The organism is Streptomyces phaeochromogenes, assembly GCF_001418655.1.
Classification (GTDB): Bacteria; Actinomycetota; Actinomycetes; order Streptomycetales; family Streptomycetaceae; genus Streptomyces; species Streptomyces phaeochromogenes.
Genome location: NZ_LIQZ01000173.1, coordinates 1 through 14,357, shown reverse-complemented (window position 1 = coordinate 14,357; position 14,357 = coordinate 1). Strand labels below are relative to the sequence as shown.

General features: G+C 68.2%; 13 protein-coding genes and 1 pseudogene. 7 read left to right on the top strand and 7 right to left on the bottom strand.

The features are described 5' to 3' along the window. Nucleotides 1–66 precede the first annotated feature (66 nt). Nucleotides 67–1,065 carry a DUF6215 domain-containing protein gene (locus AOK17_RS23675; protein ID WP_055614553.1) on the bottom strand — a complete coding sequence of 333 codons (999 nt, stop codon included), beginning with the start codon at nt 1,063–1,065 and terminating at the stop codon, nt 67–69. A gap of 37 nt (nt 1,066–1,102) precedes the next feature. Between AOK17_RS23675 and AOK17_RS52415 the strand changes: the two genes are divergently transcribed. Beyond that, nucleotides 1,103–1,315: a hypothetical protein gene (locus AOK17_RS52415; protein WP_245697324.1), complete on the top strand. Its 213-nt coding sequence runs from the start codon at nt 1,103–1,105 to the stop codon at nt 1,313–1,315. Between the two features lie 683 nt (nt 1,316–1,998). Here the strand turns inward: AOK17_RS52415 and AOK17_RS23665 are convergent. Then, complete coding sequence (locus tag AOK17_RS23665; RefSeq protein WP_245697323.1) at nt 1,999–2,943, bottom strand: alpha/beta fold hydrolase; 945 nt, start codon at nt 2,941–2,943, stop codon at nt 1,999–2,001. 57 nt (nt 2,944–3,000) lie between these two features. Here AOK17_RS23665 and AOK17_RS23660 point away from each other — a divergent pair, with 57 nt between their 5' ends. Beyond that, nucleotides 3,001–3,609 carry a TetR/AcrR family transcriptional regulator gene (locus AOK17_RS23660; protein ID WP_063997282.1) on the top strand — a complete coding sequence of 203 codons (609 nt, stop codon included), beginning with the start codon at nt 3,001–3,003 and terminating at the stop codon, nt 3,607–3,609. A gap of 247 nt (nt 3,610–3,856) precedes the next feature. Here AOK17_RS23660 and AOK17_RS23655 read toward each other — a convergent pair whose 3' ends face one another. Both AOK17_RS23655 and AOK17_RS23650 read right to left on the bottom strand, forming a co-directional pair. Next, entirely contained in the window at nt 3,857–4,333 is a 477-nt protein-coding gene (locus tag AOK17_RS23655) for a hypothetical protein (RefSeq protein WP_055614551.1), read from the bottom strand. A 282-nt stretch (nt 4,334–4,615) separates the two neighbouring features. Beyond that, nucleotides 4,616–5,620, bottom strand: coding sequence for an NADP-dependent oxidoreductase (locus AOK17_RS23650; protein WP_055614550.1), 1,005 nt, complete (start codon nt 5,618–5,620; stop codon nt 4,616–4,618). Nucleotides 5,621–5,966: 346 nt separating this feature from the next. On the opposite strand from AOK17_RS23650, the gene AOK17_RS23645 reads away from it, so the two are divergent. Further along, nucleotides 5,967–6,833, top strand: a complete 867-nt coding sequence (locus tag AOK17_RS23645; RefSeq protein WP_055614567.1) for an alpha/beta fold hydrolase — start codon at nt 5,967–5,969, stop codon at nt 6,831–6,833. Nucleotides 6,834–7,260: 427 nt separating this feature from the next. On the opposite strand, the gene AOK17_RS23640 is transcribed toward AOK17_RS23645, so the two are convergent. Further along, nucleotides 7,261–7,833, bottom strand: coding sequence for a TetR/AcrR family transcriptional regulator (locus tag AOK17_RS23640; protein ID WP_055614549.1), 573 nt, complete (start codon nt 7,831–7,833; stop codon nt 7,261–7,263). Between the two features lie 333 nt (nt 7,834–8,166). Between AOK17_RS23640 and AOK17_RS23635 the strand changes: the two genes are divergently transcribed. Beyond that, nucleotides 8,167–8,556, top strand: a complete 390-nt coding sequence (locus AOK17_RS23635; RefSeq protein ID WP_055614548.1) for a hypothetical protein — start codon at nt 8,167–8,169, stop codon at nt 8,554–8,556. Nucleotides 8,557–8,857: 301 nt separating this feature from the next. On the opposite strand, the gene AOK17_RS23630 is transcribed toward AOK17_RS23635, so the two are convergent. Together AOK17_RS23630 and AOK17_RS23625 are read right to left on the bottom strand one after the other, a co-directional pair. Continuing rightward, the gene (locus tag AOK17_RS23630) at nt 8,858–9,757 is read right to left on the bottom strand and encodes a GNAT family N-acetyltransferase (RefSeq protein WP_055614547.1); all 900 of its coding nucleotides are present in this window, start codon (nt 9,755–9,757) and stop codon (nt 8,858–8,860) included. A gap of 185 nt (nt 9,758–9,942) precedes the next feature. Beyond that, nucleotides 9,943–10,188 (bottom strand): annotated as a pseudogene (locus AOK17_RS23625) (IS701 family transposase); the annotation flags it as partial. Nucleotides 10,189–10,525: 337 nt separating this feature from the next. Between AOK17_RS23625 and AOK17_RS23620 the strand changes: the two are divergent. From AOK17_RS23620 to AOK17_RS23610, 3 genes are all read left to right on the top strand, one after another. After that, nucleotides 10,526–11,149 (top strand): hypothetical protein, encoded by a 624-nt coding sequence (locus tag AOK17_RS23620; RefSeq protein ID WP_055614545.1) that lies wholly within the window; start codon nt 10,526–10,528, stop codon nt 11,147–11,149. A 1,136-nt stretch (nt 11,150–12,285) separates the two neighbouring features. Then, on the top strand, nt 12,286–13,599 hold the full coding sequence (locus AOK17_RS23615; protein WP_055614544.1) for an NAD(P)/FAD-dependent oxidoreductase: 1,314 nt from the start codon (nt 12,286–12,288) through the stop codon (nt 13,597–13,599). Then, entirely contained in the window at nt 13,596–14,327 is a 732-nt protein-coding gene (locus AOK17_RS23610) for a DUF1365 domain-containing protein (protein WP_055614566.1), read from the top strand. Before AOK17_RS23615 ends, AOK17_RS23610 begins: the two co-directional genes overlap by 4 nt. Nucleotides 14,328–14,357: the final 30 nt, after the last annotated feature.

Below are 14,357 nucleotides of genomic sequence, written 5' to 3'. Positions count from 1 at the left end.
GAGACCGATGGCGTCGCCGGGCGGCGCGAGGAGACCGGCCGTCTTCGCCGAAAAGTTCTCGGCGTCTCATCGGACAGGCCGCTCCGGGATCCTCGCAATAACCTGTCCAGCGATGTCGAGGAGAACGCCGTCGTCCGGGAGGGCTCCGGACTTGCTCCACACGGTGATTTCGCAGTAGCCGCCCCGGTCATTGCGGTCCAGGGCCACGGACAACGTCCTGGCCAGGGGGCCTTGTTCGACCGGTCCGCCGGATCCGCCACTCCCGAGATTGATCTCGAACTTCATGGTGTGAGCCGAGGAGAGGACCGCGGGCCGTCCGAGAGCCGCAAGCGTCTTGATGTCCTGCTCGTCCCCGAACTTCATCAGCTTCACGTACTGGTCGATCGACAGCTCGTTGTAAGTGGCCGAGACATTCACGCTGTACGTGTCGAACGCGACCTCGGCCTCCGGTTGGGCGACCTTCCCATCGGTCAACGGAGCGGTGTTGTTGGTGGCAGAAGCGGTGGTCGCGGTCTCTCCAGACGTTCCCAGAAGCGTGGCCAGGTCTGGCTGGTTGAGCGCCTTGCACAGTTCTTCACCGGTCACAGACTGGGGCGTCTGCTTGTAGACCTTCGGCAGTTCCTCGTGTGCCCCGCCCGAACACGAGGCGGGCTGCGGGGTGTTGACGTCGGACGGCATCACGTATGGGGCCACCCACAGCGCGGCCCCCAGTGCACCGAACACGGCCACGGCCGCAACGGCCTGGCCCCATGCGTTGTGGTCCTTCTCAGGAGTGTCCGGGGCGGGACGCGGCCCCGTTGCGACCTGGGCCGGGGCGACAGCATCGACCGCGGCTCCGTCTGCGGAGGCTGCCGGACTCGGGTTCCGGCGCGCGCGCAGGGCCCGGACCACGGCGTGGATGCGTACTGCGGTGAACACGAGGAACACCACGCCGAGCACGGCCGCGACCCGATCGTGATCGTGGACGGCGAGATACATGATGCGTACGCCGAGAACGGACCCGACCGCGATGAGCAGGGGCTCGCGGACCCAGAACGGCAGGAGGCGGAGGAGGAAACCGAGCATCCGGCGATCTCACCACGCCAAGATCACATTCGCCGTGGTGGAAGCCACAGTTCCGGGTACGTGCACGGCCTGCCGAAGCGACAGACAAGCCGACGATCCCCAGATCGCTGTCGGGACGGCAGCGGGCGCAGACGCTTGCAGCCTGATCCACGCCTTCGGAGTGCTCCTCGTCCTGCCCCTGCCGACCGTCTTCGCGTTCATCCAGCGATGGTTCGTCCAGGTCGTCGCCGGTCCTGCAGGCAAGGGCTGAGCCAGAGCTGTCTGGCGTTCTGGACCACTCCACTGCCCAGAGTCAGACACCAACGGCATGCCCGTGACCCGCCGCCCGCTACCAGCCGTCAAGGCTCTCGGCGGCGGGGCCCGATGTCGCCGTGAGACGTGGACAACGGACAGCCCCGAACCCTGTCCGTAACGTGGGCTCGCCGGCCCACCCCGGCAGCAGAGCAGGTTTGGATACCGGGTGGTGAGCATCGGTTCCGGCAGCGTCCACGGCACAGCCCGCTGCCTTCCACCCAGCGCCTCAGTCAGTAGACCGGCCCGGATCATCGCCCTGTTCGATCAGATGGGCGCGTGGCGCCAGGTGATCACGACGAGTCGCGCCCGTCTGGCGCGGGCGATCGACAACCACCCTCACGACGCCCGCGAAGCGGTCCGTCTCCTTCTGGAAGTGCAGAACCTCACGACCGCCACGGACATCTCGCAGTGCCCTCGCGCAAAAAGCCCGTAACGGGATCATGGGTGGGCCTTCTTGAGGCGTCGCCAGCAGATGAGGCTGCAGGCCAGGAAGACGAAGGCGTCGTGGAGTTCGAGGCGTCGTGCCCATCGGATGGCGAGGGTGAACTGGTGCAGGAGGGCGAAGGCCTGCTCGATGACGTAGCGGAGTTTGTGAAGCTCCGCCTGTCGTTCGCGAAGTTCAGCTGTGTGGCGTGCCTGCTACCGGTTGGCCAGGAGGAAGTCCTCCAGGATCTCGACAAACCGCGCCGACTGCTCCTCGGCCGGGTAATGGCCGCAGTCGTCGAGGACGACCCCCGTGACGTCGTCGGCCGCCAGCCGCATCGTCTGGGCGGCACTCGCGCCGCTCCACAGCGCGCCGCCGAGGGCGAGCACCGGCAGCGTCAGCCGGGTCTTGCTGCGCTGTTCGTTCTGCGCGATCGTCTCGTCCAGCGCCCGGTAGTACGCGAAGCTCGCCCGCAGTGCGCGAGGATCGGCGGTGATCGCGTCGACGTAGACGTCGACGGCGTACGCGGGGATCGCGTCCGGGGTGGCTGCCTTCTTGGCGAACTGGTAGCCGAAGAAGAGCCGCTCCCGTCCCCGGACCAGTTCCTCGTTGAGGTCGGTGAGCCGGTTGAAGCCGAATTGCCAGAGCTTCAGGTTGGCCGCGGCCGGGCCGAAGAACGGCGGGGACGGCGTGAGACCGGGGATCACCGCTTCGAGGATGGCGAGCCGGCCCACCCGCTCGGGGTGATCGGCGGCGAGGGCATATCCGGTCCACGTACCGATGTCGTGGCCGACCACGTCGAACCGGTCGTGCCCGAGCGCGGCCATCAACGCGATCAGATCGGCGGACAGCGTGCCGGCGTCGTACCCGTCGTCGGGCTTGTCGGAGAGCCCGGCCCCGCGCGAGTCGACGGCGACGACGGTGTGCCGGCGGGCGAGCGCGGGCATCACCTCCCGCCAGGCGTACCAGGTCTGGGGCCAACCGCCGATCAGCAGCAGCGCCGGGCCGTCCCCACCGGTGACCGCGTGGAGCCGCAGCCCGTTCACCTCCACGAGCCGACTGGTGAAGACGTCGGTGAACCCGACGGGCAGCCGCAGCGAACTCAAGCTTGTCGTGCCGTCCGCCGTATTCATCATGGAACGATCGGTGCAAGATGTCATGCCGAAGACCATACGCATCTTGAAACGATCGGTGCAAGATGTGTAGGCTGATGAACCATGGCAGGCCGCAAGCAATTCGACGTGGACGAGGCGCTACGACGCGCGATGCACGTCTTCTGGCGCTGGGGCTATTCGGAGGCCTCGGTCGACCGCCTGACCGAGGGCACGGGCCTGGGCCGGAGCTCGCTCTACGGCACCTTCGGCGACAAGAGCACCCTCTTCCGGAAAAGCCTCCAACGGTACGCGCAGACCTACCACCCGCTGTACGACCAGGCACTGTCCGGCCCTCACTCGAGCCCGGACGCCGTTGTGGCCGCCTACCTGCAGGTCACCCTGAACCGCATCGCTGACCCGATGGTCCCGGATGGCTGCCTGCTCACGGTGTCGGCAACACAGATCCCGGCCCTCGACGCGGAGGGCCGGGCGATGGTCCACGCCATGATCGACGGTTTGCGGGCGATGCTGGAGCGGGCGTTGCTGGCGGCGGGGGCCGATGATCAGGAGGCGGCAGAGCTGGCGTTGTGCACGCTGGCAACGAACAAATCTCTGGCAGTGCTGAGCCGCGCCGGCTTCTCGGGCGAAGACCTGGCAACCGTCGCGGCAGCCGCCGCCAAGAATGCCCAGGCTCCGCCGAACCGGCCGGCCGAACCGTCCGGGCCGCGATAGGCGGGAACGACTCCGCCGCGAATGGATCCGAGAGGCCTTGGGGCAGCCGGCGGCTCGGCAGGACGTGACTCGGCCCGGCCCGCATAGGGGCTGAGCGGACTCTGGCGACGAAAATCGTCCCACCGAGGGAAGAAGCTGGCCTGAGCCGCGGGCGGGAAGGATGGATCGCGGTCACTGTCCCCGTCGACTGGGACGACAGAGACGAAGGTTGAGATTCATCGTGCAGTGTCGAGGTCTTGCTTGGACGTCAGTCCCATGCGTTGAAGAGCACTCCGCCCAGTGTGGTGATGCCGGAGGAGCGAATTTGGCGCCACTCGCTCTGGATGAGGACCGAGGTGTCGACGTCCGAGAGCGGCAGAGTGAGCTGCGCGCGATCAAGCACTACAAACCCGAGGTCGGCAAAGGCATGGGCCCACGGTGGCGGGGCGCGGAACTCCTCGGTGTACCAGTCCCGGCGTTCCTGGGCGAACGCAATCCAGGGATGGTAGGCGTGACACAGAATGACGCACTCGGCTATGCCCTCAATGACCGTCGCGGTGTGAAACGTACGGGGGTACGTCTGCTCCTCTATCTCGCCCACATGGCCTTTAGCCGCCCGGGCGGCGGCATACGTTGCTGCCCTGAACGTCCGCCGGTCGGTTTCCGGTAGCGGCCCGTCCTTCGGCTGGAAGAATCCCGTGGCGCCTCGCGGCAGTGTGAACGCTGCGTCCTTGTCCATGGCCATGTGGCTCATTCTGCCGAGGAGGAACCCTGCCGATGTCTTACCTGTGCACTGAGCTGCGGATGTCCTGGACGCGTTCCGGTAGGCGAAGTCCTCGCCGCGAGCGGACACGGAGTGGGTCGGGGTGTTCCGGTACGACGACGTCGCGGGGATGGGGGATTCCGCGGTGTGCCTAATTGCCCAGGCCCCTCTCTAGCGGGGTTTCAGGGCACTTCTCGTTTGCTGCGGGCGGTGTCCTTCCGGCAGTCGTGGAGGACTTTGACAACCTGTCAGGACCGCGTTCCCTCACGTCATCCTGACGACGACCTTGCCGGCCTTCGGGCGCCCTGCTTCGACGTACTCCAGCGCTTCTCGTGCCGACTCGAACGGGAACACGGTGTCGACGACGGGGCGGATCTTGCCGGTCTCGATGAGAGGGGTGAGTTCGCGCAGTTGGTCGCCGCTGGCTTTCATGAACAGGAAGGAGTACGTGACGTTGCGGCGCCGGGCGGCTCGGCGGATCCGGAGACTCAGTGCGGACATCACCAGCCGGATGACCGGGTTCGCGCCCAGTTCTCTGCCGAAGGTGGCGTCGGGTGGGCCCGCGACGCTGATGACCTTGCCGCCGGGCTTGAGCACGTCCAGGGACTTCATGAGGGTCTCGCCGCCGAGCGAGTCCAGGACGACGTCGTAGTCGCGCAGGACCGCCTCGAACGCCTGCTTCTTGTAGTCGACGACGACGTCCGCACCCAGCCGTTTCACCAGGTCGACGTTGGGCGTGCTCGTGGTGGTGGCCACGTATGCGCCCAGTTGCTTGGCCAGCTGGATGGCGATGGTGCCCAGGCCGCCGGAGCCCGCGTGGATGAGGACCTTCTGGCCGGGCTGGATGTGTGCCCGTTCGACCAGGGCCTGCCATGAGGTCAGGGCGACCAGGGGAAGGGACGCCGCCTCCTCCATGGTCAGTGTGGCCGGTTTGATCGCCACGTCGTCCTGGTGCACCGCGATGAGTTCGGCGAACGTGCCGATCCGGTTCTTGTCGGGCCGAGCGAAGACCTCGTCGCCCACTGCGAACCGCGTAACGGCCGCACCCACTTCGACCACCACCCCGGCCAGGTCGTTGCCCAGGACGAACGGGACCTTGTACGGCAGGATCGTCTTCATCTCGCCGTCCCGGATCATGCGGTCGAGCGGGTTGACGCTCGCGGCCTGGATCCGGACCAGCACGTCGTCCGCCCCCACTTCCGGCTCCGGCACGTCACCGGCACGCACGCCGTCCTTGCTGCCGTAGCGCTCCACCGTGAAGGCTCTCATCGCTGTCTCCTTGTCTCGTCCGCAGGTGGACGGGGATACCGATCAATTAAATTACAGTCATAATGCTATGTGGTGGGTGGGCGGGCTGCAACCCGGCCCGCCGGCCGGCTGGAGGTCCTGGAGTGCTCATGCTCGACGTTTGCGGGCTCTTGGAATTACGGTCATACTTTAATAATCGATGCGATGCGGAGAGGGCCGACCGCTCAAGGGTTCGATCCCGCCGCCTCCGCCATCGTCCCCGCAGGCTGCAGCCGCAGCCGGGAGACACGGGCGACTGTCCTGCGCCCTTCCCTCCGTGAGGAAGGAGTGGCGCGCCGGCAGAAGCCCCCCACCGAAGGGCATGACCATGACTGATTCACAGGAAGTGCGACGCAGCGTGGTGACGTCGTACAAGAGCGCACCCACTCGCACTGTCAACGCCGGGGGAGTGACCTTCGCCTATCGCGAGCTCGGTCCCCGGTCCGGTGTTCCGGTGGTCTTTCTCACCCACCTCGCCGCCGTCCTCGACAACTGGGACCCCCGGGTCGTCGACGGCATCGCCGCCAAGCGGCGGGTCGTCACGTTCGACAACAGGGGCGTCGGCGCTTCCTCGGGTTCGACGCCGCGCACCATCGAGGCGATGGCGAAGGATGCCGTCACGTTCGTCCGGGCGCTCGGGTTCGATCGCGTAGATCTTCATGGCTTCTCGATGGGCGGCATGATCGCCCAGGTGATCGCGCAGACCGATCCGGACCTCGTCCGCAGGCTGATTCTCACGGGTACGGGTCCCGCCGGTGGTGAGGGCATCAAGAACGTGACCTGGTTGTCCCATCTCGACACCGTCCGAGGGCTGTTCACGCTTCAGGACCCGAAGCAGTTCCTCTTCTTCACGCGCACTGCGGGCGGGCGTCGTGCCGGGAAGGAGTTCCTGGGCCGCCTGAAGGAGCGCACCCAGGACCGGGACAAGGCGATCTCCCTGCTTTCGTACAGCAACCAGCTCAAGGCCATTCACCGCTGGGGGCTGGAGCGCCCCCAGGATCTCTCCGTCATTCACCAGCCTGTGCTCGTCGCGAACGGTGAGAGTGACAGGATGGTTCCGTCGCAGAACTCGACCGACCTGGCGCGGCGGGTGTCGAACGGTGAGTTGGTGTTCTATCCCGACGCCGGCCACGGCGGCATCTTCCAGTTCCACGGGCAGTTCGTTGAGACGGCTCTCGAGTTCCTCGAACGGTAGATCGGCAGTGGGCGTGAAGTGTGGTCGCCCCTTGGCCGAACGCGTTGCCTCGGCGCTGCGGCGCCCCTTGGGCGAGCGGCTCGAGGCATCCGTTCACGGGTGCTGACCTGCCTGCGTCTCGGTCATCCGGTGCCGGCCAGGTACGGCGGGACGGCGAAGCCGAGCCTGGCACGGCGGACTTTTCCGTCGCTGACCGTGGGCGACACGGGCGGCGGATCGTCCAGTCCTTCAGGCGGACGAAGCCGTGGTCGACACACGAACGGGCCTCGGTGATTGTGTCCCTCCCTTGCAAGCCGACCGTTCTGCCCGGCCGCGCAACCGACGGAACAAGACGACCAGGCCGAGGTTCGGGGGGCATCCGCGATGGTGGTGGTTCTGGTTGGAGACACCTCCCAGCGGCTCCGTGGGGCAGCCGCAGGTATCCCCATCACCTCATGAATGCGATGGCGTTCTCGATTCCCTGCTCAAGTACCTCGTCGGCGAACTTCCGGTCGGACAGGGCGCGGGACAGCTGCAACGTCCCCACCACCATGGTGAAGAGCCCGATGGCCTGGCCGCGGGCGGACCGCGGATTCTCGGGTGTCAGGCGGGCGGCGATCTCGTCCACGATGTCCCGTGCGCCGTCGGTGTAGGCCTGCTTGGTCTCGTCCCCGCAGCGGCCGATCTCCTCCAGCAGGGCGGCGGAGGGGCATCCGAGGCCGGGGTGGTCCCGGTGCTCGGGCGACAGGTATTCGCGGACGAAGTCTTCAAGCCCAGGGCGGCCGGGTCGCAGCGTGCCGTAGCTCGCGGCTTGCGTGCGCAGTTCCTCGGCCACGACGTGGGCGACGAGGTCGTCCTTGGATGCGAAGTGGGCGTAGAAGGCTCCGTTGGTGAGCCCGGCGTCCGACATCAGTGTGGAGATGCCCGAGCCGTCGATGCCGTCCTGCTTGAACCGATGGCCGGCCTTCTCGATGATGCGTTGCCGCGTCACCTGCTTGTGCTCCTTGGCGTAGCGCACCACGAGCTTCCTCCACTGGCTCCGTGAGGCCGGTGCCTCGCACCCAAGCCTAATCCATGGCCTGACGTACGTAATGCTATGAGCCGCGGATGATCTCTGCTGCTGATCTGCAACCGTGCGGACTGGGGGCGATGGCTCATGGTCGGTTGCGCCGTCCAGCCAGTCCTTCCGCATGGCATACACCGTGCTCGACCTGACGGTGATGTTCCTGCGGCGGAGCACCGCGGACGCGGGCACGGTGCGAGGCATCGGTACGGTCGTCAGCCAGGGAGTGTTTCAGAAGTGGATCAAGCATCGTGGTCGGCTGGTCTTGGACCACACCACCAGGAGGAACCATTGTCGTACCCGCAACTGCTCACCCCCGAGGAGAAGCTCGCCGATGCGAAGAAGCTGTTGAGCCTCCCGCGTATCGTCGTGATCTGCGGCTCCACCCGCTTCATGACCGAGATGGCCGAGGCCGATCTGCGGGAGACCAAAGCGGGAAAGATTGTCGTCAAACCGGGCTGTGACATGAAGTCGCCGCACGAACTTTGGTCCGATCCTGTCGAGGCCGAGGCGCTGAAGGTTCGACTCGATGGTCTGCACCGGGCGAAGATCCGGCTCGCTGATGAGGTGCTCGTAGTCGGCGACTACATCGGAGACAGCACCCGAGCCGAAATCGCCTACGCCCGGTCGCTGGGCAAGCCCGTGCGGTTCACGCACCCCGAAGTCGACCCTGACGCCTGACCGTCCGCTGTCACCTCGACAACCAGGGCCGGCAGCCCACCGCTTGGCCGTCTCGCGGTGGCTTTGGCCTCCGCCCACCCCGCGCCCTCGGCAGGCATCCTTGGGAATTGATCATCTAGGGTCAATGGCGGTCACGGCTGGTGGGCTGAAGACGGCGGCGAGTAGGTGGCGGATTTCCGGAGGCCCAACTCCGCCTCCATCGCCCGCTGTCGATCACACTGTCGGCCAGCCTGCCAGCGGGCACCGACAAGCAGTCCGGACCTGTCATTGGGCCGAACTGCTCACCGCGTGCTACTTCTCGCTAGGCCGTTTGGCCCGCCGGGTGGAAGTTGATGCGTTCGCTGACGACGGGGAAGCCGGCCTTGGTGAAGTTCGCGGCCATGGGGAAGTTGCCCCGGTCCGTCGCTCCGCTGACGAACTCCGCGCCCTGTCCGACGAGGAAGTGGGTGCATTCCGCGAGGAGGTCGTAGGCGTAGCCGTGACCGCGCTGTTCCGGGACGACTCCGATGAAGCCGATAGTCGGTCCGGAGGGGTTGTGAGCCGGGATGTGGATGCCGGCCAGGCCGCCCTCCGGCGTGTGCGCGATCTGCCACCACTCCCGCGGGGAGGGGCACCAGTGGAAGAAGTCGAGTTCCTCCTGGGCGGCCTGATCGAGGCCGCCCTCCTTGATGGTCTTGAGCGCGTGGGCGTCCAGGGTGACGGAATGGATGCGGCGCAATGCGTCGAAGAACACGGTGTCATCGGGTTCGGCGCTGAAGCGCAGGCGTCCGGGCCGCTCGGGCAGACCTCGCTCCGGGGTCCAGCGGTACAGGAAGCGTTCCACCAGGAGTTCGTACCCGGCCGCTCGTGCGGCGGCGAAGCGTGCCTCAGCCGCGGGGCGCAGGTCGGGTTTGTCCCGCCAGCCGCCAGGCAGGTTGATCTCGAGTTCGACTTGCCAGGGGGCAGAGCGCAGGAGTTCGGCCCCTGCCTCCTCCTCGCCCTCGGCCACATCGAACCAGTTGATGTTGACGGGCTCCGAGTCGTCGGGGCCGCCCCACCACGCGCCGCGTGCGACGACCTCGCCGTCGTGCAAGGCGACGCGCTTCCAGTCGGGGCGGAACCGGGTACGCCGATGGCCTTCACGGGTGCCCAGTGGATCGGGGAGAGCGTCGAAGAGATGGGCGTCGCTCGCGGAGAGCGCGCGGATGACCGGATCGGTCATGGATTCCTCCGGGATACAGGCTGCTTGGAGCGCTCCCGGTCAGAAGTTACGAACCACGCCGGGACAGCGGAAAAGGGAGCGCTGGAAAGGTGTGAACCGCACGGCACTCGCCTCCTTCCGTCCATCTCAGGGCGTAGAGCCACACGGTACGTGAACTTCCGCGGCTCCGTCCACGGGTTCGTGATCTATCCAGCGGGTTCGCCGGCGGTCCGTCGTCGGTAGTGGCTGCGTCGGGCTGTTGCCTGGTGGCGCCGGCGCCAGTTGGACCAGTGCAGCAGCCTGGCCGCGGTCACGGCCGGTGGGTCGAAGACGGCTACGAGCAGGTGGCGGATCTCCGGGACGGTCAGCGTGATGGGATCCCGGCTGCGGGCGGGATGGTGCGCGTCGGCGGGCCGGTCGGGGGGCGCGTCGGCGGCGAGGGCGGTCAGGAAGGGCGAGCCATAGCCCCGGGCCGTTGGCTCCTTCAGCGCCCGCAGCAGCGCCGCGAACTCCGCCACTTCGTCGGCGCCGTCGCCGTCGTCGTGTGCCGACACAGGTTTTACTCGTCCTCGTACGAACTCACGCGGCCCGGGACGGTATCCCAGGTGTCCCGTGTATCTGCAGGTCAGACGGGCTGGGATGATTCCACCGTGTCCGATCGGCCGTGGGTTGTTGCGCTCGGCCCCTGTGACCGCTGATGCTCTTGGTGTCACGCCGACCAGGTCCGGGCCGACCAGCCGGCCTCGCCGTGGCATCCACGTTCACGCACTCATTCACGGGGGAACCCTCATGTCCATGCGCATCCGAACGAGCGCTCTGACCGCTCTCACCGTCGCTGCCCTCGCGGCGGGCACGGTCCTCACGGCACCGGCCGCCGGCGCCGCGCCGAAGACCGCCGCGCCGAAGTTCCTGTCGGCGTCTCAGCTGCCGCCGCACCCGACGTCGTCCTGGACCGCCGGGCCGGTCACCGAGGGGTTCCCGGAGGCACTCGGCTTCTGTGTGAGCACGGAGGGCGTGCTCGACTACGACTACCGGCACCGTGAGTTCCGGACCGACCTGGACACCAGCGCCGTGCAGTTGACCGTCGTGACGGGCACGGCCGCCCTGGCCAAGGCCCTGGCGAAGCACTACGACGACCTGATCCGCACCTGCGCCGACCGCATCGAGAAGTCCTCGCCCGACGTCGAGGCCGAGGGCCGGGACTACGGCAAGCTGCCGGTAGAGGAGGGCGCCCGCGTCCGCGGCCTGCACACCGAGACGTCCCGGGGCGCCACCGACATCGCCCTGCTGTCGGTCGGGCGGGACGGCAGGACCGTCACCGTCGTTCAGTGGGGACAGATGGGCGACTTCAAGAATGCGCCCGTGGCCGCCTTCAAGAAAACCACGAGCACGGCCGTCGACAAGTTGCGCTGACCGGCGGCCCCCGGAAAGGCCGGGACTGTTCCTCTTCGCCACGGGGGGTCGGAAGGACGGCCCCGCCCCGGGATATGCCCCGGGGCGGGGACCGTCGTGCACCAGCGAGCCGAAGACAGTGCGCGGCCTGAGCCGCCTGCCCCCTGCCGGCTCCACAGGTGCTGGGCCGTCGTGACCTGTGACGACGCCCACGGTCAACAGATGCGCAGTTGAGGTGGTGGGCCCGCGCCAGTCTCCACCAATCGGCCCGGGCCCATGCGAACCTGTCCGGCCTCCCAGCGCGGGACCTCCCGGAGCCTGACGGCGCGGTATCACGCTTGTGGGTGATGACAGTCGGCAGGTTCGGCGGGACGTTCGGCAGAAAGCCAGTGGAGACCGGCCGTGTGAGCGCGGCCGGTCTCGCGCCGTCAGGCGGGCATTGCGCCAGCTGCCCGCCCTCGTCGGCTCGCGAGTGCGGGGCAGCCCCGGGCTGCGGGGCAGCCCCGGGCTACTTGGCGCGCCTCTCGCATGCCCAGGGCATCAAGACGCGCCCGCCGATCCGCGCGGTCACACCTATGTGCCGCTGCCAGTGGCATCGAACTTGACCTCCGTGCGTCGATGGTCCGTGCGTCGAGGGGTGGAGGAACGCCTGTTGCCAGCGTCTGGTACTCGGCGACAGAAACGATTAGAGCCCGTCTCCTTCCCGCGCACGCCCTGTTTGAGCCCAGGTGGAGTTGACCTGGACCTGGTGCCACAGGGTGTAGTTGCCAGGGCGGAGCTGCCTGCGCCTGTGCATCAGCCCATCACCGGCCCGGCGGCCGAACGTCTGTCGGAACCACATGAACCCGGTACGGCGGAGCCCAAACGTGCTCACAAACACCTACGCGGTCTGGGGAGGCAGGAGTACGACCAGTCCCTGGAGCGGGCGGCCAGGTGCGACGCGCGCACGCGTGTGACCTGCGCCTCCCACGGAAGGCCCCTGCCGCAGGAATGACCGGGCCCCTGCCCGTCGCGCGTCCCGCCCGTTTCCCGGTGTACCTGTGGGCCGCCTTCCGGCGCCGAACCGACTGATTCGCCGCTCGGCCAATCCGCCGCCCGACCTGCTCCGGATTACCCGCGAACCCCTGATCACGAGGGGCGGTACACGAGGAGGAGCGATGGAACGGCCGCCGAGAGATGCCCCGCCCGGCCCGGAGCACACGGCGCACCACGGGCAGCGGACGGCCGTGGTGGGCGCCGGGGTGGCGGGACTGACCGCCGCGTACGTCCTGGGCCGTGCCGGTCACGTCACCCTGTACGAGGCCGACGACCGGCTCGGCGGACACGCGCACACCCACGAGCTGACGTCCCCGCACGACGGGCGGGTGCACCGCGTCGACTCCGGGTTCATCGTGCACAACCGGCGCACCTACCCGCATCTGCTGCGGCTGTTCGACGAACTCGACGTTCCCACGCAGGAGTCGGAGATGAGCATGTCGGTCCGGTGCGAGGGGTGCGGCCTACAGTACGCCGGAGCCCGCGGCCCGGCCGGCCTGTTCGCCCGGCCCCGCAACCTCCTGCACGGCCGCTATCTGAGGCTGCTGGCCGAGGTGCCCGTCTTCTACCGGGGAGCCCAGCGGCTGCTGGCCCACGGTGGCGAGACGGCGCTCACGCTGGGGGACTTCCTGGCGCGCGGCGGCTTCTCCGACTACTTCCGCTCCCACTTCGTGACGCCGCTGGTGTCGGCCGTGTGGTCCTGCGACGCCGTCACCGCCCAGCGCTACCCGGCCGCCTACCTGTTCCGCTTCATGGAGCACCACGGGATGCTGTCGGTGAGCGGCTCACCGGTGTGGCGCACCGTCACCGGCGGTTCGGGCGCATACGTCGACCGGATCGCCAAGCAGATCGGCGAGGTCCGCACCGGCACGCCTGTGCGGGCCGTACGCCGCCATGCCGACGGCGCCGACGTGACAGCCGCGGACGGCACCACCGAGTCGTACGACGCGGTCGTGATCGCGGTCCACCCGGACCAGGCGCTGCGGCTGCTGGCCGACGCCACCGAGCGGGAGCGGGAGGTGCTGGGCGCGTTCCGCTACTCGCGCAACACGACCCTCCTGCACACCGATACCCGGCTGCTGCCGAGTGCCCCTGGCGCCCGCGCCTCCTGGAACTACCTGATGCCGACGTGTGCGGCCGGGTCCGAACAAGTGCGTGTCAGCTACGACATGAACCGGCTGCAACGCCTGGACGCCACCGAGGCGTTCGTGGTCACTCTGGGCGGCGAGGACCGTGTCGACCCGAGCCGCGTGCTGGCGCGCATGGTCTACGAACACCCGGTCTACACCCCCGAGTCGGTGGCCGCACAGCAGCTTCTGCCCGAACTGGCCAGTGGTGTCTGCGCGTTCGCGGGCGCGTATCACGGCTGGGGGTTCCACGAGGACGGCTGCCGCTCCGGCGTCGAGGCCGCCGCGGCGCTCGGAGTGTGCTGGTGAACGCCGCACCCGCCCTCTACTCCTGCACGATCACCCACGTGCGGACCACACCCCGGCGGTACGCGCTGCGCCACCGCACGTACATGTGGCTCATCGACCCCGACCGTCCGCCCCGACTGCCGTTCCTGCTGCGGCCGTTGGCCCGGTTCGACCCGCGCGACCACTTCACCGGCGAGGCGTCCTCGATCCGGGCCGGCCTGGACACCCTCCTGGCCGCGCACGGCGTGGACCTGGACGGCGGCCGGGTGGTGATGCTCACCCACGCGCGAGTGTTCGGATACGTCTTCAACCCGCTCACCCTGTACTGGTGTTACGGCCCCGACGGGGAACCGCGCTGCGTGGTCGCGGAGGTGCACAACACGTACGGCGGCCGGCACTCCTACCTGCTGCGCCCCGACGCGTCCGGGACCGCGCGCACCGAGAAGGAGTTCTACGTCTCGCCGTTCTTCCCCGTCGACGGCCGTTACCGCATGCGGCTGCCGGTGCCCGGGCCCCGGCTCGACCTGACCGTGCACCTGGACCGCCAGGGCGGCCGGGCCTTCACCGCGACCGTGCACGGCACCCGGCGCCGGCCGAGCCCGGCGTCCCTGCTGCGGCTGGCGCTGCGGCACCCCTGGTCCACCCTCACGGTGTCGGCCGCGATCCGAATCCACGGCATACGCCTCTACCTGCGAGGACTGCCCGTCCAGCCCCGCCCCGAACACCGCACCTCGGAGAAAGCAACATGAGGACAGCAGAGCCCGGGACCACCCCCGACA

Bases quoted from the DNA above. Each gene is read 5' to 3' on its own strand.
- AOK17_RS23675 (WP_055614553.1), bottom strand. From the start codon at position 1,065: ATGCTCGGTTTCCTCCTCCGCCTCCTGCCGTTCTGGGTCCGCGAGCCC.
- AOK17_RS23665 (WP_245697323.1), bottom strand. From the start codon at position 2,943: ATGACATCTTGCACCGATCGTTCCATGATGAATACGGCGGACGGCACG.
- AOK17_RS23660 (WP_063997282.1), top strand. From the start codon at position 3,001: ATGGCAGGCCGCAAGCAATTCGACGTGGACGAGGCGCTACGACGCGCG.
- AOK17_RS23655 (WP_055614551.1), bottom strand. From the start codon at position 4,333: ATGGCCATGGACAAGGACGCAGCGTTCACACTGCCGCGAGGCGCCACG.
- AOK17_RS23650 (WP_055614550.1), bottom strand. From the start codon at position 5,620: ATGAGAGCCTTCACGGTGGAGCGCTACGGCAGCAAGGACGGCGTGCGT.
- AOK17_RS23645 (WP_055614567.1), top strand. From the start codon at position 5,967: ATGACTGATTCACAGGAAGTGCGACGCAGCGTGGTGACGTCGTACAAG.
- AOK17_RS23630 (WP_055614547.1), bottom strand. From the start codon at position 9,757: ATGACCGATCCGGTCATCCGCGCGCTCTCCGCGAGCGACGCCCATCTC.
- AOK17_RS23620 (WP_055614545.1), top strand. From the start codon at position 10,526: ATGTCCATGCGCATCCGAACGAGCGCTCTGACCGCTCTCACCGTCGCT.
- AOK17_RS23615 (WP_055614544.1), top strand. From the start codon at position 12,286: ATGGAACGGCCGCCGAGAGATGCCCCGCCCGGCCCGGAGCACACGGCG.